The organism is Streptomyces sp. BA2, assembly GCF_009769735.1.
Taxonomy (GTDB): Bacteria; Actinomycetota; Actinomycetes; order Streptomycetales; family Streptomycetaceae; genus Streptomyces.
Genome location: NZ_WSRO01000002.1, coordinates 727804 through 745437 on the forward strand (window position 1 = coordinate 727804; position 17634 = coordinate 745437).

A 17634-nucleotide genomic window follows, 5' to 3' on the forward strand; every position below is an offset into this window, starting at 1 on the left:
TAGATCCCCAGAGTCATGCGCACCGCGCCAAGCTAACGTGCCCGATCCGCAGATTGGGATGATCTAGGGGGCATCCCCCAGGGTTCTTGGATGCGTGATCAATCCCAGCCCGATCACGGGAGTTGATCTACCGCGTGATCGATGTCAAGCGATCAGCCCAGGGTGATCCTCGGTCGGCCGGGCTCGGGGCGGCTTCGCGTGGGCAGCGGCCGAGGCCTCTCGCCCTGTCTTCTGATCATGGTGCCACTGGCACAAGGCCCACAGATTCTGATCACTGTGATCGTCCATGCCCAGTGCCGCATTGACCTTGTGGTCCACCTGATTGGCCGGCTCACCACACCGACCGCCCGTCGCGACCAGCCACTGACAGGCCCAGCCGTCGCGCTTGAGGATGCGTGCCCGGATGCGCGCCCAGCCCTTGGGCAGCGGTGCCGACCGTCGACCTTGGCTGCCCATCAGTCGCCGCCCTTGTCGCCGCGGTGCTGGCCGGGCCATTCGCCTGTGGCTTCGTGGATGACGCGTGCGCAGAAGCCGTCGAGTTGTCGGCCTTGGATGTACTTGCCGAGCTCGGTCTGGCATCGGCGGAATGCTCCTGGCGTTCCGGGTTGGATCTTCGCTGCGCCTGGTCCGTGGGCCCAGTACTTCAGGAGTCGCTGTGTGGCTGCTGCGCCGGTGGCGCTGGTCTCTTCGGTGGCCACGTTACTCATCCTCCTTCGGTGCGGCCCTCCGGGATGTCGTCGATGCGTTGGATGCTGGCGCCTTGTCCGGACGGGATGGCGAGGCAGACGCCGTCGCCGTCGGAGAGGACGGCCCAGCTGCCCTGGATGGTGAGGGCGAGGTTGTCGTCCTGGATGACGGCGTCGTCCTTGCGCTGCTCGCGTGAGTGGACGATCAGGTAGGCGGTCATGACGCCGTTGCCCCGTCGGTGTTGTCACCATCGTCAGCACTGGCGATGTATCCGCCGCGCTCGTATGCGGTCGGCCTCGGCTCGCTGCTCGCCTGCTTCGCCTCGCGGATGGCGACGCCGTAACCGTGCAGGTAGCCGCTGGGGTCTGGGTGCTGGGCGTCCATCACCTCGGGCTGCTCGGGCAGATTACGGACGCGCGTGAGTGCCTCGTCATACTCGGCTGCGACTTTGAGGTGTTCGCAGCTGTCGATGTGGGGCGGCCAGCCATCGGTGAGCCATGCGGGTGCGACACCGTGGTCGGTCCAGGAGCAGTGCTTCTGTCCGATCTCGTAGCCGTGACGGGCCCAGCTACGGGCCTCGTCGCGGCCTTGGCGGAGTCCGGCGGCGGCGTTGCGGATGTCGTCCCAGTCGCGGGTGCGGTCCACGCCGAGGGCGTCGGCGAGTTCGTGCTTCCACTTGGCGAGGCGGTCCATGTCGCGGGCGATGTCGGTGCGCTCAGCAGCTAGGCGCTGGCCGTCGTTTCTTGGACGGGGTGACGGGGTGCGCTTCGTGCCGCCGCTCATCGCTTCGACGATGCGCATGATGGTCTCGTTGGTTCCTGCGGCCCAGCTTTCGACGTCGTTCTTGAAGGCTTCGTCGATGGACGGCGGCAGGTCGTTCGCGGGGATGTCGACGGTGCCGGGGAGGCAGAGGACTTGGCGTGCACCGATCCGGGTGGCGATGTCCTCCGGCCAGTGCGTGATGTCCTCAGCGGTGTCATCGTCGACTTGATCGATGACGAGCAGGAACGGTGTCTCGCTGACGTCTCCGACGTGGACCATGGGGAGTTCGAGGATCTGGATGCGGGCCATCAGGCGTCCACCGCCTCGTAGGTGGCGGCGAAGACGTCGTCTCGGCAGGGGTAGAACTCGCCCTGGACTCCCTTGAGTATCCAGTCCCCGTACTCGAACTTGACCCACGTGTCGTGCAGGCGGTCGTAGACGGTGAACTCGCGGTCGACGTCGTTGAGCTTGACGAGGCCGTTCGTGAAGTCGATGAGCATCTGCATGGGCTCGTCTTCAGTCCAGCGGACGGCGTCGATCTCTATGGGCTTCTTGCGGTAGCGGGCCATGGCGCGGGCTCCTGTGGGGTGGTCGGTTACGGCTTCCAGTGCGGTCCGCGTAGCGCTTCGGGTACGTCGCTGGTGGTGATGGGCGGGGTTAGGGCGCGGTCGAAGGCATCGCGGAGCATCCCTGCGAAGCCTTCGGGGTGGGGCTCTCGCGCCTCGCGCATCGGCGCCTGCGGCCGGTCGAGTCCGGCGAGGATCTCGTCCGTCAGTCCGTGCGCGTGGGCGAGGTCGAGGAGTTCGGGGCAGTCGTTGAGGTTGTCGACCCAGGGCAGGCCCCATGTAGTGTCTTCGTCGCAGCCTTCGCATGCGGCTGCGAACGTACTGTCCGTGGTCCTGGACGGGTCGAGCCTGTGCCGGGCGAGGATGCGGCGGTCCGCCTCGCAGCGGCGCAGAACTGCGATCGGGGCGTGCAAGTTGATGTGCCGCTCATCTGCCACGGTGTGCTTGTCGACGTATTCAACTTGGGAGAGAACCTGTCCCAGCGTTTCGTCAGCCGCACGGGCGATGCCCTCGATCTTGTCTACTTGCTGGGTGATCCAGGCGTGGAGATCCATGGCGCGGGCTCCTACGAGTCGGGCCACTCGACGGTGTACCGGCCAGGCTGTTCGCCGTCTTTCCAGTGGAGTCGAATGACGTGGTCGTTGACGGTGATGTTGTCCTCGGTGTAGCTCGTCACGACCACGCCAGTTCGGGCGCTCGCCTCGGTGAGGGCGTCGAGCATGTCGGCGAGCCGCCGTAGATCGGCAGCGGCGAATTCGGCAGCCATGGGGCGCGGGCCTTCCGGTGTGGGGTGGTCAGTGTTCGTGGATGCGCATGACGAGCACGCCGCTCCAGGTGCTGATGTCGGTGTTGGTGCCGTCGCAGTCCTTGATGAGGCACACCGGGCGGGCCGTCCGCATGGGCTTCTTACGCGCGCGCTGGCCGATGCCGAGCTCGCGTTCGAGGCGGTCGATCAGGTCGTAGTCGGGTGTGGTCATGGCGCCGCCTCCATGGCTCCCGTGCCGTCAGGCTGAGGAGCCTCGCTGCTGGCTGGGCGGATGAGTTCGGATGCCCATACGGCGCCTGCGTCGAAGGTGTCGTCCCGCCCGTCGGGTGCTTCTTCGGTGCGGATCTTCTCGGCCGCTTCATGGAGGACGGCGTCGACGAGTGCGGTGGCTTCTTCGCGAGTCCAGAGGAAGCCGCCTTCAGCGACGCTCATGCGAGTGACGAGGTCTTCGTAGGCGCTCTCGGGTTCGGGGATGCTCCCGAAGTACCGTCCGAGCAGGTGGGTGGGGTCAGGCACGGCGCGGGCTCCGTGGGGTTAGGGCAGTTCCATGAGGTGCCAGACGAGATGACCGCCGGGGGCGATGGCGGTGCCGACATGCTCCACGTCGTCGGGGGTGGGATGGCCGGTGCCGTAGGCGCGGAAGCCGCGTCGGGAGGCGGGCCCGTCGGTGTGGATGGCCCGCAGTTCGACGACGTAGATGTCGCGGCAGTCGACGTGGACGACGTCGCCGGTGAGGTCGAGGGCGTGCCACTGGTCGTCGACGGGGATCTCGTAGCGGTAGATCGTCCGGCTCACGTCCGCGTCCACCACCAGACGCCGAGCGTGTCACCGCGCAGGCTACCCACCTGCCCGCCAAGCCCGGCGAACACCTGGTCCATATCGTCGGCATCCCACTGGTGGAGGTGGGCTTCGTGCACATTGCCGTCGACCTCGCCCTGCTCGGACTCGACGATCGGCACGGACACGAGAATGTTCCAGGCGCCAGCGGCGACGATCCGCTCCAGCAACGTGACCGCGTCCTCGCGCGACAGATGCTCCAGCACATCCCCCAGGACGACGAGGTCCCGGTAGAAGAGGTGGTCTTCGGATTCGCGGACGTCTTCGACGTGGATCTCGTCGTACATCTTCCGCGTCTTCGTGGACTTCAGCTTGTACTTGGCGATGTACGGCTTGTGGATCTCGACGGCCGTCCACCACACGCCTTCATGGGCGGCCCGGAACAGGCGCGCGTAGGTGCCTTCGCCGGGCCCGACGTCGGTGACCGTGTTCGGCAGGTGGTGGCGGAATCGTTCGAGGGACCAGTCCTTGCCCTCGGCGTCACTGGTGGGCATGACGGTCTCCTCAGTAGACGGTGAGCGTGCCGGTGCGGTGGATCGGGGTTTCGGAACCGCCCGCAAACTTGACCCACACCTTGTAGTCGGCCGGTTCAAGGGTGGTCACACCCCCGTTGGGGCCGATGAGGATCCGGCCGTGCGGGGCGAGCCATTCGCCGGTCAGCCAGTCGCCGGGTTCTGGGCTGACGTCGGTGGCGAGGAACGCGAATTGCGGCGGCACAGCCGGGTTGATGCTGGCTCCGCCCGCTTTGGCGACGACGGTGACCTTGACGTATTCGGTGGAGATGGCGGCTAGATCCACGGCGCGCTCACCGTCCATCCGCTCTGCGGCTTGCCGATGAGGGGGGTGAGGTCGTCGCGGGCTGCGGCGTCCGTCTGCGCGCCGAGGGATGCACTGGCGGCCAGGTCGGCGCTGAGGACGGCTGCCTGCGTGACGGTGGAGTCCAGGCTGCTGGTGGCGGCGAGGCTGGCGCCGAGGACTGCGGATGGGGTGAGGGCCGAGCCGAGGGCGCCGTCGGCGGTGAGGCTGGCCGACATGAAGTGCACGGCCGCACTGGAGGCCGCCGTGTTGAAGTTGTCCCACTCGCTGAAGTTGGTGCTGCCGTTGTTACGCCAGCCGAGGAGTTCGACGGCGACCGCGTTGACGCTGCTGGTGACCCAGGCCGGGGTGGAGATGGAGCGCCGGTTCGTCCAGGCGGATCCGTCGGTGGAGGTATCCCAGAACAGGGTTCCTGCGCTCTCGCGGATGCGGAGCCAGGCGTGGGTTGCCGCGCTGTAGGTGAGGCTCACGGCGGAACCGTCGGTGTAGCCGACGTTGTTCTCGAAGCGGATCGTGTTCGCCACCGTGTTGATGTTGATGGCGATGTACGTGCCAGCCGTCGCCTGGATGATGTTGAACGCGGTCTGCGCCTCAGTGCTCGCACCGTTCGCCGCCGCGGCCAACGGCAGTTGCACGGACGCTGAAGAGCCCGCCAGCGTCCAGTCCTTCGCGGTCTGGTAGCCGGCGAACACCCCGGCCGCACACGGGACTCTGGCCTTGCCGCCGGTCTCGCTGACACCGCCGTAGCTGTTGCCCCAGTCGGGCCCGATGATGTTGTCGTTGAAGTTGTCCTGGAGTGTGCCGATGAGGGCCATGGCCGCCCCCGATCAAGCCTGCGCGAACGTCAATGTGCCTGCCGGGAATCTCGCTTCATCCCCGGAAGCGAGAGTGCGGCTGGCCGCGAGCGGTCCACGCCACCAGCGGACTGGGCTGCCTGCGGAGTCCCAGATCTCGACGCCGACGATCGTCCCGGCTGGCATGCCGGTCCAGACGATGTCGGCCGTGTTGGAGGTAGCCCCAGATGCTGCCGCGCCGACGGTGAGGTTCTTGCGCACGTAGCTGCCGCCTGTCACCTCTGTGCCCGCCGCGCTGTCGCTGCCGTTGGCGGTGACGAGGGCGACCTTGAGCGGGAGCGTAGGGGCGGTCGTCGCCGTTCCCATAAGCCAGTCGAGAGATCGGTTCTCGGCCGTATCCGAAAGATTGTCCGCGATGACTACTGCCCTCCTTTCAGATCAGGTGACGCCGAGGTGTCCGGACATGCGGGTGATGTTCTCGGCGCCGGGCGGATCCACGCTCACCCACACCCGGTAGTCGCCGCGAGTAAGGACGAGCGTGCTGCCGGGGCCGATGAGGAGCCGGGCTTCGCCGTCGTCCCACTCGGCCGTCTTCCACTCCGTGCTGGTCGGGTTGTTGCGGTGCCCGACGGCCGCGATCTTCACCGGGGCTCCAGTGAGGTCGACACCGGGCGGGGCAGTGACGGGGACGTGCAGGTACTCGGTCGAGGTGGCGGGGATCAGCACGGTGCAGCCACCCCCCAGTCCGAGTCGTCTGGGAAGCCTGCGCTGTAGGTGTCACCGTGCGGATCCCCGGCCTGCCACGGGCTGGCCGGGATGCCGCTGGCGTAGGTGTCGCCGTGCGGTGCACCGGTCTTCCAGCGGCTGTACGGGGCGCCGACTTCGATGTCCCAGTCGACGGGCGGCGGGGCGTTGGAACCGAGAGCGAGCACTGTGTCGGTCTCGGTGGCCGCACTGATCGCCCGCACCTTGCGAACGCCCAGCTGCCCGGGGGAATCGACGGTCACGGCCAAGCTGAGGGCGAATCGCTTCGACCGGCCCAGCTCCATGCCGGTCTCGGTGCTGACCGCAGTGCCGAAGCGCGGCGCCGTCGAGACGGGCCGCGCCGCATCTGCCTCAACAACTGTGCCGAGGACTGCGGCTTTGCCTGCGGTGAGCGGGATGCTCGCCGCGGTCTCGACGGCGACACCGAGGGCCTTCGTCTTGCTGCGGCCCAGAAGGTACGCGGTCCCGGTCTCGGTGGCTGCGGCGATGGATCCGGCGGACGTGAGTGGCAGGGCCTGCGCTGTCTCTGTGACGGTGCCGAGCAGGCGTACCTTGCTGGCATCAAGCAGCTGCGCCATGTCGGCGGAGTCCGCGGGTTCGAGCGTCTGCCGCTTGGCCAGCGTGATGGCCTGGGCGGCTTCCACGATGTCTGCCGTGCCTGCCGCGCGGGCCTTGCTCGCGGTCAGCTCGACCGCGTCGTCCAGCCCGTTGGCGGGCGAGAGTGCCGCGGTCTTGCTCGAGCCGAGCGGGCGTGCCGTGCCGTTCTCGGTGGCTGCCGTGAGGGGGGCTTCGCGTGCCCCGCCAAGCGGCTGCGCCGTCTCGTCTGCCAACGCGGTCGGCAGCAGTAGGGACTTGGTACGCCCAAGGACCAGGGCTTCGGCGATGGCCGATGCCTCGCCGAGGGGGCGAGCCTTGACCGCGGTCAGCGGCTGAGCTGCCTCCGTACCGTCCGTGGACGGGACGGTCTTGCTCTTGGCTGCACCGACCGGCTGGGCTGCCGTCTCCTCGGAAGCCGTTCCGAGGAGACGGCTGCGGATCTGACCGAGCTGCTGCGCAGTCTCCTGCCCGGCAGCGTGCGGCAGCTGGGCCGTCTTCGCGGCGCCCAGCGCTTGGCTGGTCGCCACTTCGGAAGCCGACGTCAGAGGCCTGGCCTTGGCCCGGCCTACGGGCAGCGGAGCCTCGTCCTCGACGGCCTGACCGAGGGACCGACTCCTCCCCAACCGCTGAGCGGTGGCATCCTCTACTGCCGCAGTCAGAGGCCGCGCCCGACCAGCTGCGAGCGGGACGGCCGTGGCTGTCTCGCCCGCAACGCCGGCCGCGGTTGTCTTGCTCTTGCCGAGTGCCCGCGCGTCCTCGCCGCTCTGGGCAGTGACCAGAGGCGCCGTCTTGGCCCGTTGGAGAGGCTGGGCAGCGTCGGTGGCCTGGGTCGTACCGAGCGGCAGCCGCTTCGTCTTGCCGACGGCCAGCGACGTTTCCGTAGCGGTCGACGTGCCGACAGCCCTGCGCTTGGTGCGTGTCAGAGCCTGGGCGGTTCCACTCTCCGCGGCGAGCCCGGCCGTTGTGGCCTTGCGTGCCGCGAGGGCTTGGGCGTTGCCCGTCTCGCCGGCGAGGCCCGGGAGCTTCGCCTTGCGTGCTCCGAGCGGCTGGCCGCCGTCGGACTCCCCGGCCGGATCGATAGCGACGACCATCGCGGGGGCGACGTTGACGTTGTCGAATTCGGCGTAGTCGTCGGTGCCGTCGGAGCGGTGGGCGATGAGCTGGAACTCGAGGTTGTTGTCGCTCGTCCAGGCGGGGCTGGTCAGGCTGCGCCGGTTGGTCCAGGTCGAGCCGTCGGCGCTGGTGTCCCAGTAGGTGGTGCCGCCGGCTTCGCGGATCCGCAGCCAGGCGTGGTCGGTGGGCGAGTAGGCGATGGCGACTTCGCCGCCGTCGACGAACCCGGCGCGGCTGAACATGGCCAGCTGCCCGGTGATCAGCCGGTGCTCGAACCCGATGTCTGTGCCGGCCGTGGTCGCCTTGATGAGGATCTGCGACCACGCCTCGGTCGTTGCGCCACCGAGAGCGGGCGGGTAGGAGCGCAGGAATATCGACGAGCCGGTGAGCGTGTAGTCGAGGGTGGAGCTGAAGGCGCTGTAGCTGGTGGTGCAGGCGACGCGCGCCCGGCCGCCGGTCTCGGAGTAGGTGCCGAAACTGTTGGGCCACAGGGCCGTGTCGACCGTGCCGTCGTTGAAGTCGTCGGCGAGGTCAGCGAGCGGAGTTCCGGGGCTGGTGAGGGCCTGCGCCGTGCCGGTCTCTGAAGCGAACGGGAGCGTCTGGGTCTTGCGACGTGCGAGGGGCTGCGCGGCGTCGGTTTCGGAGGCTGTCCCGAGGGCGCGCCCTTTCGACTTGCTCAGCGGCTGCGCTGTGCCGGTCTCGGCCGCGTTGGTCAGCGCCTGGCTGACGCTGGTGGCCATCTTGACGCGGCGCGGCCGTCCCGGACCCCAGCCGATACCGGGGCCGTCTTCGGTGGCCGCACCAGTGCCGCCGGACAGGGTGCGGGCGTTACCGCTGTAGTCGGTAGTCTCCGCGCGGGTGAGCGGATACCAGCAGGTCAGGTTGGCGGTACGCCGCGGCCGATGCGCGAGGGCTTCACCCTCAAGCTCGGCCTGGGTGAGCGCCGCAGTCCAGACCTTCACGGCAGTGACGGCGCCGTTCAACCACTCGGCGCCCCACGCGGACTCGCCGATACGGAGAGTCGCAAGGTTGTGGGTGGCGGCGATACCGGTAAGCGCCGCGGTAGTGACGGTAGTGTCGGCCAGCGCCCGGGAGTACATGGTCCCGGTAGTGCCGTTGATCGAAAAGCCGAACCAGTACCAAGTGCCGACGGTCAGCGCGCGGGTCGTACCGCGGAAGCTGCCAGCAGGCTCCTCGTACACGCCCATCGACGTGCCGTCGGCGTTGGTCTGTAGGAAGACCGCGTCTGCGGTGCCGTTGTCGAGGGAGACGGCGGTCGAGAACGCGTTGCGGTCGACGCTGACTTTCACCCAGCAGGAGACGGAGACTGCGGCCTGGGAGCCGAGTGTCAGCGCTCGCGTGTAGTCCTCACCGTCGGCGTCGAACCTGACCGCCATGACGGCCCCCTACTAGGTGTCGGAGTACGTCAACCTCGCCTGAATGAGCCACGCGTCGTTGGCCATCGTGTCGTTGGCGTGACCGCCAAGCCTGGCGATCTTCACCCATACCAGGTCACTTGCGGCGATCGAGTCGAGGTTGGAGATCGTGACGGTGGCGAGCATGACGCGCTTGCCTGTCGTCCCGAGGTGGGTGTCGTCAACGGTCTGGACGGTCGCGAAGGCCTTCGTCGTCACGTCCTGGCTGTCGGTGTCCGCAGTGATCGCAGCGATGGCGACCTCCCAGCGCACCACCCCGGACGTCGCGTTCTCCGCCTGCCACAGCAGATCGCAGGTGATGTTCCCGGAGCCGTAGCCGAACGAATCCAGCTTCCAGTACGCCGTTTCCGTGCCCGCCGCGTCGTACCGCAGGCCAGATACGGGGAATGCGGTGCCGTTGAACTTGTCGTACTGCGGGAACGCCGAGCCAAGGAACGTGGCCTGCTCGGGGTCGAGGTCCAACCTGACATTCGCCATGTCAGCCGTCCTCCTCCGCCCGGAGTCGGTTCGCCCGGCGCATCGCCACGAAGCAGAACAGCAGCGTCTTCACCGGGAGACTGGCCGCGCTACGGAAGGGCTGCGGCAACGCCGAGTTGAAGCTGGCCTGGTTGGCGTCGATCCAGTCATCCGTCGCAGCCACCGCCGCGGCAAGATCCGGCTTGGTGATCCCGGCGAACGACAGGCTGGAATCACGCATCAACTGGGCAAGAGTGCGTGCTCGTCCTGTCGCATCGAGCGGCATGATCAGGCCGCCGATGTCGCGCGGAAGAAGTCCGCGACAGTAGCCGTGACATCGCTGCTGTCTGGCGTGATGGCGAAGTCATGCTTTGTCAGCGGGATCAGATCGGCGTCGGTGCCGCCCGTGGTGTCGGGGTCGTAGCAGATGACGATCGCGGAGATCGCGTTGCCGGTTGCCGCGGTCCACGTGATGTCCGCTGCGTCGACGGCCACCCGGTCGTTCGTGTCATCGACGGTGACCGTGACGCCGGTGAGGGTCTTGCGGCCCATGGTGGTCTGCTCGTTGGAGGCGCCGGCGAGGAGCGCGGCGAGGTCGTCGTAGTCGCGCATGACGGAGTCGGCGACGATGCCGGTCGTCTCGATGGGTACGGCGATGAGTGCGTCGTTGGCGGCGGGCAGGGCGGCTAGGGATGCGACCCGTCCGAGGGCAACATTGAACGTGATGTTGGCCATTTTGATCTTCCTCTCGGGGGGTCAGCCCCAGGTCCAGCCCTTGACGTAGGCGATGTCCATCTGCGCGGACGAGTTCGTCCGGGCCTGGTCCCCGTTGAGGGCGGCCTCGTTCTGGATGATCCAGCTCATCGGCTTGTCGGGGATACCGCGGGTGGAGCGGCCGACGAGTCGGCCGTCGAGGAAGTACTTCACCTCGCCGGGCGACCACTCGATGACCGAGGTCCGCCAGGCGCCCCAGGACCGGTTGGTGTCGAAGGCGTCCTGCTTGCCGCCGCCCTTGGGGTGGGTGAAGGCGTGAATGTCCTCAGTCCACTCGGACTCGGGAAAGTCGATCTCGCAGTCGGGGCACGTCTCATTCACGACGGGCCACAGCAGGTGCGCGCTCTTGTAGCCGACGGCGACCTTGGACACCCGAAACCGTTCCTCGTACCGTCCGTACCGCTGGGCCATGAGCTTCTTCGGCACGACGGCCGCCGAGTGGACGGGTCCGCTGGGGCCGCGCCACATGCGGATGTGCATCTGGCCGCCGGAGATCCACACCGTGGATGCCGGGTCGTAGACGCCGCCGACCGGGTACCGACGTTGGGTGGCGGTGTCGGGCCAGCCCTTCGGATACGCCCACCAGTTGGCGCGCATGCTGCCGGTGAGGCCGCCGCAGTACGCCTTCGGGGTGTCGACGTAGTGGCCGCAGTCCGTGAACCGGCCCTTCGCCACCGGGGTGTCGAAGGTGTCGGCGAAGCGGAGCTTCCCGGTGGGCCCGGCTTCGGCGGTGGGTGCGGCGACGCTTGCCAGGAGTAGCCCGGCAGCGATACCGACGGTGGTGAGTGTGCGCCTCATTGCCGCCGCCTCCATCCCGTGCGTGTCCCGCCGCCTGGCATGGGTGAAGTAGACGGCGGGACGGGGGCGGATGAGCGGACCGCCCCGTCTTTGGGGTTGCGTGTCCGCCCGGCCCCCACGGCCGGGCGGACAGCAAGGGCCGAGCGCGGGGGGTGCGCTACAAGGCCCTCCCTGCGACGACCACCAGCGCAGGGGGCTTTAGGCGGCGAGTAAGGCCGTCTCGATGACGGGTGGCGCGTCCGCCGGGGTGATAAGCGCGCAGGTGTCCTTGTCGCGTTCGGCCTCGGGGACCTCGTCCATGTCGTACAGGACGCCGTTCTTGCGACGCCAGCGGTCGTGATGCCGGGTGAGGCGGCCTTCGGCGGCCCATCGCCGGATGGTCGCTTCAGGGCGTCCGGCGACGTGGGCTGCGAGGTCTGCAGGGATGAGAAGTCCGGGCATTCGATCACCCCCGGGCATGCGAAAGGGGCCGCCTTCCCGGCGGCCCCTCAAGTCACAAAGATCGCATCTTGAGACCAAGATATGCTCGCCCAGCTCAGAGGGCAAGTAGTTCAACTCTGGAGCTCTCGCGCCACTCCCCATACGAGGTAGCCCATCACTCCAAGGAGTACGAGCGGCCAGACGAGGGCGAAGGCGGCAACGAGGATGGCGTGCGAGGCTCCGTGACCCGGCTCGGACCTTCCGCCAGTGAGTGCCATGTCGATGCCCCACAAGATCGCCCCGACGAGCAGGTAGGCCACGATGCCCTCGGGCGGCAGGTCGATGACGGCGAAAGTGACGACCACCACCATGCCGGCAGCGACGACCCACGCGACGGTGTACACCCTGAACAGGCCTTGATTGGGGACGGCTTTACTCACGGCGCCCACTCCTCCCCCTTGTGATCCGGATGCCCGACGAACGGCTGGGCGAGGATATGGAGGGCGGTACTTCCAGTGCGGTAGCCGTTCCATGACTCTGCCGACTCCAACAGGTCGACGAGGGCGAGCTTCATGTCGAGGTCGGCGATGACGGCCGGGTCAGGTGCGGGCTCACCGGATTGCCGCCAGAACTCGTCAGCGTCGACTCGACGGTGCCCGCCAAGGAGGACGTACTCATTGTCCATCTCGTAGCGGTGCTCCCACTCGAAGTCGATGTCGTTCCGCAGCCGCCGCTTGTTCTCCTCGGACTTGCGGGCGATCGCGTACCGGGCCCGCAAGAACTCGGCGATCTCGCTCACGCCCGCCTCCGTAGTTCGCCGCGCGCTACCGCCGCCCGCAGGTGTTCGAGTGGGCAATCCTCGTCGCAGTCGACTTCCTCGCAGACGGGGCAGATGCTGTCCCAGTTCGCTTCGGTCTGGTCTGCGACTTCGCGCATCGTGTCGCGGTCGTCGCCGGAGAACCATTCGGCGGCGGTGCGCAGTGTGGCGGCCACAATGGTCACGGTCTCGGGGTTCCCGAGTCGACCGACGCCGACGGTGACGATGCTGCCGTCGCCGTCGTGCATGACGTTGACCTCGTCGTCCGGCACTGTTCCGCCGGTGGGAACGACAGTGACGCCGCCGCTCACGCCGTCTGCCCAGTTGATGCGGTATCGGGTGCCGATAGGCGGGCGAGTGCTCATGGCACCTCCGTGGTGGCTGCGATGGCGCGCGCTTCGAGGGCGTCGGCTTCGATGTTGATGGCGGCCCCAGCAGAGTAGAGGTCGCAGTCGGGGTCGTCGGCAAGAGTCCGGCAGGACTCGGCGATCGACCGTAGGAGAGCAAGTACCGCATCGCACGGCATGAACGGCTGCCCGTTGCTCGCCGTCACGACAGGCAGGCTGTCCGCCGCGTGGGTCACGGCAGCCACCTCGCAACTGCCCACGAGAACATCAAGGTCCACGCATAGACGGCGGGCGCCCACAAGAGAGCCGGTTCGCCGCTCACGAGTCCGATGAACCACAACGCAACGGAGGCGACACCGACTGCCGCGATGATCGGTACTGCTGCGCGTCGAATGTGCTGCCACGCGATCTCGTTGAGACGCCAGTAGGTGCGCCCGGCGCGGGCCAAGACGTTCATGCCGCGACTCCTGCCGCTTCGGCGAGTACCTGCTCCTGCGCGGCCCGGAGTTGCCGCCACTCGCCCAGGGTCTCCCACCGGCTGCCGCAGTTCCCGCACCGGACACGATGTGATGCGGCGGACGCGGTGAGCTGCTCCCGGCAGTGCCCGTCGTCGAGCCGGACGGGGCACAGGCCGATGGCGACCCGGCCGGGCTTCCGTTCGTCGTTGACGATGGCCGCGCATTCGGCGTGGAGCTTGCGGATCGTCTCGACGTCCTGTCCGACGGACTCGTATCCGCCGCACGCCCACAGCAGGTTGTCGGCGAGGAACTTGACGTGCCGTTTCACGGCCTCGCCAGGGTTGATGCGCCACGACGCGAAGACCCTGTTGCCGTCGCTGTCCGGCGCGATCTCCCAGGCGAGGGCGGTGCGCCACGAGTCCTCTATCACTCGCAGCCGGGCCGCCACACCTCCACCGGGCGCAACGAGGTCGAGGACTTCCAGCCGAGGCGGGATCGGCGGGTTCTTCGTCCCGGACCCGCCGCCTATTCGCCGCGCCCCCCGCATCAGCGCTGCGGTCGTGTCCAGCTTCGCGAAGAGGGTGGAGAGTTCGGTGAGGCGGACGGTTGTCTTGTCCTCGCAGATGCGGCAGACCAGACGGTCCACTTCGGCAGTCCACAGCTCCCGGCCGCAACCCGGAGCCGTGCAGGTCGGCCATTCGTAACCGTCGAGCGTGGGGTGGTCGTGCACGGCAGGCTCCTCGGGTGGTACGGGGAAGCAGGGTGACGGATGAGCCAATTGTTGCACTACGGGTTGACAGGAGTGGACCGATGGCACAGCAGAGCCCGCCGAGTCCGACTCGGCGGGCGGGCTTTCAACTGCCGGGCCGGAACAGCTCACGCAGCCCGACGAGTACGACGACCACGACGGCGGCGATGATCGCCTCGGTCTGGCGGTCACCCCACACGCAGCGGATGACCTCTGACGTGAACTCCATGGCGTCTCCTTGGGCGGAAGTGTGCGGTGATCAGGACGGGCCGTCTTTGACGATTCCGGCGAGCCAGTCGTCTCCGTCGACGAACTCGGGGCGACGCTCCCGCCACCAGGCCTGCGCCTCAGATAGCCCGCGCTCGTACCACTCGCTCCAGCCGTGCATCTGGACGTTCCATCGCCAGGACTGCCGGACGGACTCGTAGGATTCGCGGCTGAGGCTGTGCCCGGAGGTGGCGTCGATGTCGTCGAGGTCCCGACCCAGAGCGATACACAGGGCGGTGCGGGCGTCGTTCATGGACGTGCGCTGCTCGACACCCTCGACCGTCTTCAGCGTGTCCCGGTGCCGGGCCAACCGCATGATGCGCAGTCGCGCTTCCTTCACCATTGCGTTCATCAGGGCCTCCTATGCGCACCTCGTGTAAGCGGCCTGGAAGAGGGCGGTCCGGGCGAGGTTCAGGGCCTGTGAAAGACCTGCTGGATCGGGTAGAGCGCGGGCGCCTGGTCGTTAGTCGGACGGACGAGGATCAGGCCCCCTTCGCCCGGTTCGTGCCAACCGATGCCTGTAGCGATGCGGGAGACGCAGGCGTCGAGCTCCGGCCCGTCGTGGGGCCGCACGGTGACCGGCTGACCGTTGCTCAGACGCGCGGGGTCGACCGGCTTTCCGGTCAGCCACGGCTCAATGTTGTCGCGGTAGTAGAGCACCTGACCGACAGCGTCGATCAGCCGTTTCCCTTCCAGGCAGCGCAGCGCGGTCCCCCACCAGACGTGCTCGCGCCGACAGAAGGAGCACCCGGCGGTGTGTGCGTTGACCTGGCCCGCAAGTTCCCGGTGGGACAGTTCCAGCTGTACGAGGGTGGGCCTCAGGGCCTCGTCCACGTGGGCCAGGTGGTGTGGGTAGGCGCTGGGGGGCTTGTCCGGGGCCTCGAAGAAGACGACCGGGTGTCGACCAGTGGCGTCGTAGCCGACCTTTTGGACGGTGAGCGGGGTGCGCTCGGAATCGCGCACGAAGAACACCCGCTGGCCTTCCTGGTAGGTGAGCAACAGGCTGGTGTGGAAGGTGCGTCGGGTGGTCATCTGATTGCCTCGTTCCGTGGTCGGGGTGCGCGGCGGGCCAGCAATGTGCGGTGGATCGGCGGGCCCGGCCTCCCCCCGGCCGGGCCCTGGGGTGGGTCAGGCAGCCTGGGCAAGGAGCTCGGTGCGCATCCGGGCGAAGTACTGGGCTCCCGCGCTAGTGGTGTCGACTCCGGCGTCGACCATGTCGCCGAGGAGCTTGCAGAACTGCCAGGGGCTGAGGGCGTCGATGTGCTCGATGACGATCCAGGAACCGCGCCCGTTCTTGATGTCCTTGACCCAGGAGCTGGCGGCGTCGAAGGCGGGGGCGAAGACAGCTTCCTGGCCGGGGTGGAGGGTGCCGCGCTGCATGGCGGCGGTGACGGTCCATTCGGCGATCTCGCGGTGCAGGTCGCGGCCGTTGCGGTCGCGGCGGGTGCGGGTGCCGATGGAGAGGAAACGCCGCATCTCCTGGGTGAACTGCTGGCCGCTGGTCGGCTGCTCTGCGTTCTCAGCCTGCGGCTCGGGTGTCGTCGCCTCCCGGCGGACGGTCACCTGGTCGCCGCGGCGGAACATGAGCATGACGCCGTTGGTGTAGACGTCGGCGAGACGGTCGGCCGCCTTCCAGTACAGGGAGTCGACGATCCAGGATCCGGTGATGGTCCGCGTTCCGTGGTCGAAGCTCCAGACGGTGTAGGCCACGATCTCGTCGCCTTTGGCGAGGTCCTCGACGCTGACGGTGATTTCGGTGGTGGCCATAGCTGTCTCCCCTGCTGGTCTCCCTGGCGATGACCCCATCATGCAGCCCACGCATGTGGACTGTCAATAGTCCTCACACGTGGACTGAAGAGTGGACTATCGCGAGTGCTCCGCTAGATGGCACAATGCAGGCATGACCAGCGAATGGACCCCCACCGAGGAAGATGCGCGCACCCTCGCCCGCTACAAGAAGGCCCGCGAGACAGAACGCGAGCTCAAGCCCGCCACGCGTACCATCGCCCTGGAGGCCCTCCGCAACGGCGCCACCCCCGCGCAGCTGGCCGAGCTCACCGGCGAATCCGCCGAGACCTTCCGCCGCATCCGGGACGCCAACGACATCCCCGTCGACCCTCGCTACCAGAGCCGGGCCGAACTCGCCCGCGCCCGGAAGGCAGCCCTACCGGAGGCCTAATCCGCCGGTTCCCGCCCCGCTCCCCCACCCACCCCGTCACACTCTGACCATGGCGATCCGCTACGGAGTCCAGGCAGACACTGAGCGGGAGCGCCAGCAGGCGTTAGAACTCCTGTGCGCGCAGCTCGGGTTAGAGCCCGCCCTGTACCCGCGGCAGGTCACCGACGACCGGTGGATGGCGCGAGCCGTGCCGCGCATGACGAAAGCCCCGGTCGGGGAATCCGGGCGGGGCCCCGTCGTGGGCGGGTAGTTCAGGCGGCGGGTGCGCCCCACTGCCGGTGGTAGACGATGGCGGCGTTCTCCCACTCGCCTTCGCTGAGAAGCCGGTCGTAGGCTCCGCCGATGTCGCCGTACATGTCGCGGCACGCCATGACCGGGCTACCGTTCTGCATGGTCCCGGTGTACCACCAGACGATGCCGTCCGAGGTGTATCGGTCGCCGGCGGGCAGGTAGCTGTCACGCAGGTCGAACTCCTCGCCCGTCTTGGGGTGGATCCACCGGGCGGATTCCGCTGCGGCGTCCCAGCAGGTCTGGCACAGCCCGTTGGCGGTCGCGTATCCGCCGAGGCGGTGGTCGCCGCAGAAGTAGCCGCCGCAGCCGTACTCGTCGCCGCCGGGTGTGGATCCGCAGAGGTAGCCGAGACCGCGGTCGATCTTCTCCTTGCAGCCGGTCTTCTCGCAGTCCGCCTTGACGCTGTAACCGGCCTCGATCTTCTCGCCGTTGCGGATGATCTCGTAGTACGCGTATCCCATGGTTCGAGTGTCCTCTCGGTAAGGTTTTGCGCGGCGCCCCCTCCGCGCTGCATGCGGAGGGGGCGCGCTGGTGGGCGTTCAGACCGCGGCGGGCACGTTGTGGGTGGCGGTGTCGATGGCGGCCTGCCGGCCGTCCTGCGGCCCGGATGCGGCGACCACCCGGCCGGCCGGGTCGTGGACGGTCGCGGCCCAGCGGACCGTCGGGTCGACGGCGGGGCGGACAGTCTGGAACACGTCGATCTCGTAGGTGTTGGTCATGGGGTTCTCCTTCGGAGTCGGGGTTCTAGCGGGCCCAGGGGCGCGGCTTGTGGTCGGCTGCGGCGCTAAGGATGGCCATCGCCACGGCCTGGCCGTCCTCACCGGCGTCTTCGACGAGCTTGTCGGCGAGTTTGCTGCTGCCGGTTCCGAGGAACCCGCCGCGCTGCAGTTGTCGACCAGCGTCCTGGATCTCTTCAGGGGCGGGCTGACGGTTGGACATG

35 protein-coding genes are annotated in these 17634 nt (G+C 68.0%); 1 reads left to right on the plus strand and 34 read right to left on the minus strand.

Annotated elements, in window-relative coordinates; translation table 11 throughout:
* Positions 1-144: 144 nt before the first annotated feature.
* The 31 genes from E5671_RS06070 to E5671_RS06215 all read right to left on the minus strand — a co-directional run bounded on the left by E5671_RS06070 (position 145) and on the right by E5671_RS06215 (position 15991).
* The gene (locus E5671_RS06070) at positions 145-456 is read right to left on the minus strand and encodes an HNH endonuclease (protein ID WP_160502807.1); all 312 of its coding nucleotides are present in this window, start codon (positions 454-456) and stop codon (positions 145-147) included.
* Entirely contained in the window at positions 456-698 is a 243-nt protein-coding gene (locus tag E5671_RS06075; protein ID WP_336605679.1) for a hypothetical protein, read from the minus strand. The genes E5671_RS06070 and E5671_RS06075 overlap by 1 nt, the downstream gene beginning before the upstream one ends.
* 5 nt (positions 699-703) lie before the next feature.
* Positions 704-907, minus strand: coding sequence for a hypothetical protein (locus tag E5671_RS06080; protein ID WP_160502808.1), 204 nt, complete (start codon positions 905-907; stop codon positions 704-706).
* Positions 904-1758, minus strand: coding sequence for a hypothetical protein (locus tag E5671_RS06085; RefSeq protein ID WP_160502809.1), 855 nt, complete (start codon positions 1756-1758; stop codon positions 904-906). Before E5671_RS06085 ends, E5671_RS06080 begins: the two co-directional genes overlap by 4 nt.
* Positions 1758-2018 (minus strand): hypothetical protein, encoded by a 261-nt coding sequence (locus tag E5671_RS06090; RefSeq protein ID WP_160502810.1) that lies wholly within the window; start codon positions 2016-2018, stop codon positions 1758-1760. Before E5671_RS06090 ends, E5671_RS06085 begins: the two co-directional genes overlap by 1 nt.
* A 26-nt stretch (positions 2019-2044) precedes the next feature.
* Entirely contained in the window at positions 2045-2569 is a 525-nt protein-coding gene (locus E5671_RS06095; RefSeq protein WP_160502811.1) for a DUF6221 family protein, read from the minus strand.
* Positions 2570-2580: 11 nt separating this feature from the next.
* Positions 2581-2781: a hypothetical protein gene (locus E5671_RS06100; protein ID WP_160502812.1), complete on the minus strand. Its 201-nt coding sequence runs from the start codon at positions 2779-2781 to the stop codon at positions 2581-2583.
* 28 nt (positions 2782-2809) lie between these two features.
* Positions 2810-2992, minus strand: coding sequence for a hypothetical protein (locus E5671_RS06105; RefSeq protein ID WP_160502813.1), 183 nt, complete (start codon positions 2990-2992; stop codon positions 2810-2812).
* A complete protein-coding gene (locus tag E5671_RS06110) occupies positions 2989-3297 on the minus strand; it encodes a hypothetical protein (RefSeq protein WP_160502814.1) in 309 nt (102 codons plus the stop codon). The genes E5671_RS06105 and E5671_RS06110 overlap by 4 nt, the downstream gene beginning before the upstream one ends.
* An 18-nt stretch (positions 3298-3315) precedes the next feature.
* Positions 3316-3576, minus strand: a complete 261-nt coding sequence (locus tag E5671_RS06115; RefSeq protein ID WP_160502815.1) for a DUF7352 domain-containing protein — start codon at positions 3574-3576, stop codon at positions 3316-3318.
* The gene (locus E5671_RS06120) at positions 3573-4112 is read right to left on the minus strand and encodes a methyltransferase domain-containing protein (RefSeq protein WP_160502816.1); all 540 of its coding nucleotides are present in this window, start codon (positions 4110-4112) and stop codon (positions 3573-3575) included. The genes E5671_RS06115 and E5671_RS06120 overlap by 4 nt, the downstream gene beginning before the upstream one ends.
* A 10-nt stretch (positions 4113-4122) precedes the next feature.
* Entirely contained in the window at positions 4123-4416 is a 294-nt protein-coding gene (locus E5671_RS06125; RefSeq protein WP_160502817.1) for a hypothetical protein, read from the minus strand.
* Complete coding sequence (locus E5671_RS06130) at positions 4407-5249, minus strand: hypothetical protein (protein WP_160502818.1); 843 nt, start codon at positions 5247-5249, stop codon at positions 4407-4409. Before E5671_RS06130 ends, E5671_RS06125 begins: the two co-directional genes overlap by 10 nt.
* Positions 5250-5261: 12 nt before the next feature.
* Complete coding sequence (locus E5671_RS06135; protein WP_443032776.1) at positions 5262-5645, minus strand: phage tail fiber protein; 384 nt, start codon at positions 5643-5645, stop codon at positions 5262-5264.
* A 21-nt stretch (positions 5646-5666) separates the two neighbouring features.
* Complete coding sequence (locus tag E5671_RS06140; RefSeq protein ID WP_160502820.1) at positions 5667-5954, minus strand: hypothetical protein; 288 nt, start codon at positions 5952-5954, stop codon at positions 5667-5669.
* Positions 5948-9100: a LamG-like jellyroll fold domain-containing protein gene (locus E5671_RS06145; protein WP_160502821.1), complete on the minus strand. Its 3153-nt coding sequence runs from the start codon at positions 9098-9100 to the stop codon at positions 5948-5950. Before E5671_RS06145 ends, E5671_RS06140 begins: the two co-directional genes overlap by 7 nt.
* 12 nt (positions 9101-9112) lie before the next feature.
* Positions 9113-9616, minus strand: coding sequence for a hypothetical protein (locus E5671_RS06150; RefSeq protein ID WP_160502822.1), 504 nt, complete (start codon positions 9614-9616; stop codon positions 9113-9115).
* Position 9617: 1 nt separating this feature from the next.
* Positions 9618-9881: a hypothetical protein gene (locus E5671_RS06155; protein ID WP_160502823.1), complete on the minus strand. Its 264-nt coding sequence runs from the start codon at positions 9879-9881 to the stop codon at positions 9618-9620.
* Positions 9882-9883: 2 nt separating this feature from the next.
* Positions 9884-10330 carry a hypothetical protein gene (locus E5671_RS06160; RefSeq protein WP_160502824.1) on the minus strand — a complete coding sequence of 149 codons (447 nt, stop codon included), beginning with the start codon at positions 10328-10330 and terminating at the stop codon, positions 9884-9886.
* Between the two features lie 21 nt (positions 10331-10351).
* Positions 10352-11167: a glycoside hydrolase family 16 protein gene (locus tag E5671_RS06165; protein WP_160502825.1), complete on the minus strand. Its 816-nt coding sequence runs from the start codon at positions 11165-11167 to the stop codon at positions 10352-10354.
* Between the two features lie 198 nt (positions 11168-11365).
* A complete protein-coding gene (locus tag E5671_RS06170; protein WP_160502826.1) occupies positions 11366-11608 on the minus strand; it encodes a DNA-binding protein in 243 nt (80 codons plus the stop codon).
* 110 nt (positions 11609-11718) lie between these two features.
* Positions 11719-12027 (minus strand): hypothetical protein, encoded by a 309-nt coding sequence (locus E5671_RS06175; protein WP_160502827.1) that lies wholly within the window; start codon positions 12025-12027, stop codon positions 11719-11721.
* The gene (locus E5671_RS06180; RefSeq protein WP_160502828.1) at positions 12024-12386 is read right to left on the minus strand and encodes a DUF6221 family protein; all 363 of its coding nucleotides are present in this window, start codon (positions 12384-12386) and stop codon (positions 12024-12026) included. Before E5671_RS06180 ends, E5671_RS06175 begins: the two co-directional genes overlap by 4 nt.
* The gene (locus E5671_RS06185) at positions 12383-12769 is read right to left on the minus strand and encodes a hypothetical protein (protein WP_160502829.1); all 387 of its coding nucleotides are present in this window, start codon (positions 12767-12769) and stop codon (positions 12383-12385) included. The genes E5671_RS06180 and E5671_RS06185 overlap by 4 nt, the downstream gene beginning before the upstream one ends.
* Positions 12766-12987: a hypothetical protein gene (locus E5671_RS06190; RefSeq protein WP_160502830.1), complete on the minus strand. Its 222-nt coding sequence runs from the start codon at positions 12985-12987 to the stop codon at positions 12766-12768. Before E5671_RS06190 ends, E5671_RS06185 begins: the two co-directional genes overlap by 4 nt.
* Positions 12984-13208, minus strand: coding sequence for a hypothetical protein (locus E5671_RS06195; RefSeq protein WP_160502831.1), 225 nt, complete (start codon positions 13206-13208; stop codon positions 12984-12986). Before E5671_RS06195 ends, E5671_RS06190 begins: the two co-directional genes overlap by 4 nt.
* Positions 13205-13939, minus strand: coding sequence for a hypothetical protein (locus E5671_RS06200; protein WP_160502832.1), 735 nt, complete (start codon positions 13937-13939; stop codon positions 13205-13207). The genes E5671_RS06195 and E5671_RS06200 overlap by 4 nt, the downstream gene beginning before the upstream one ends.
* Positions 13940-14063: 124 nt before the next feature.
* Positions 14064-14186: a hypothetical protein gene (locus tag E5671_RS46955; RefSeq protein ID WP_272902819.1), complete on the minus strand. Its 123-nt coding sequence runs from the start codon at positions 14184-14186 to the stop codon at positions 14064-14066.
* 30 nt (positions 14187-14216) lie between these two features.
* Positions 14217-14576 (minus strand): hypothetical protein, encoded by a 360-nt coding sequence (locus E5671_RS06205; protein WP_160502833.1) that lies wholly within the window; start codon positions 14574-14576, stop codon positions 14217-14219.
* Positions 14577-14635: 59 nt separating this feature from the next.
* Positions 14636-15256: a hypothetical protein gene (locus tag E5671_RS06210; protein WP_160502834.1), complete on the minus strand. Its 621-nt coding sequence runs from the start codon at positions 15254-15256 to the stop codon at positions 14636-14638.
* Between the two features lie 96 nt (positions 15257-15352).
* A complete protein-coding gene (locus tag E5671_RS06215; protein ID WP_160502835.1) occupies positions 15353-15991 on the minus strand; it encodes a hypothetical protein in 639 nt (212 codons plus the stop codon).
* Between the two features lie 133 nt (positions 15992-16124).
* Here E5671_RS06215 and E5671_RS06220 point away from each other — a divergent pair, with 133 nt between their 5' ends.
* Positions 16125-16403, plus strand: a complete 279-nt coding sequence (locus E5671_RS06220; protein WP_160502836.1) for a hypothetical protein — start codon at positions 16125-16127, stop codon at positions 16401-16403.
* Between the two features lie 251 nt (positions 16404-16654).
* Here the strand turns inward: E5671_RS06220 and E5671_RS06225 are convergent, their stop codons facing one another.
* The 3 genes from E5671_RS06225 to E5671_RS06235 all read right to left on the minus strand — a co-directional run bounded on the left by E5671_RS06225 (position 16655) and on the right by E5671_RS06235 (position 17633).
* On the minus strand, positions 16655-17155 hold the full coding sequence (locus E5671_RS06225) for a hypothetical protein (protein ID WP_160502837.1): 501 nt from the start codon (positions 17153-17155) through the stop codon (positions 16655-16657).
* Between the two features lie 78 nt (positions 17156-17233).
* Positions 17234-17413: a hypothetical protein gene (locus tag E5671_RS06230; RefSeq protein WP_160502838.1), complete on the minus strand. Its 180-nt coding sequence runs from the start codon at positions 17411-17413 to the stop codon at positions 17234-17236.
* A 25-nt stretch (positions 17414-17438) separates the two neighbouring features.
* Positions 17439-17633 carry a hypothetical protein gene (locus E5671_RS06235; protein WP_160502839.1) on the minus strand — a complete coding sequence of 65 codons (195 nt, stop codon included), beginning with the start codon at positions 17631-17633 and terminating at the stop codon, positions 17439-17441.
* Position 17634 lies beyond the last annotated feature (1 nt).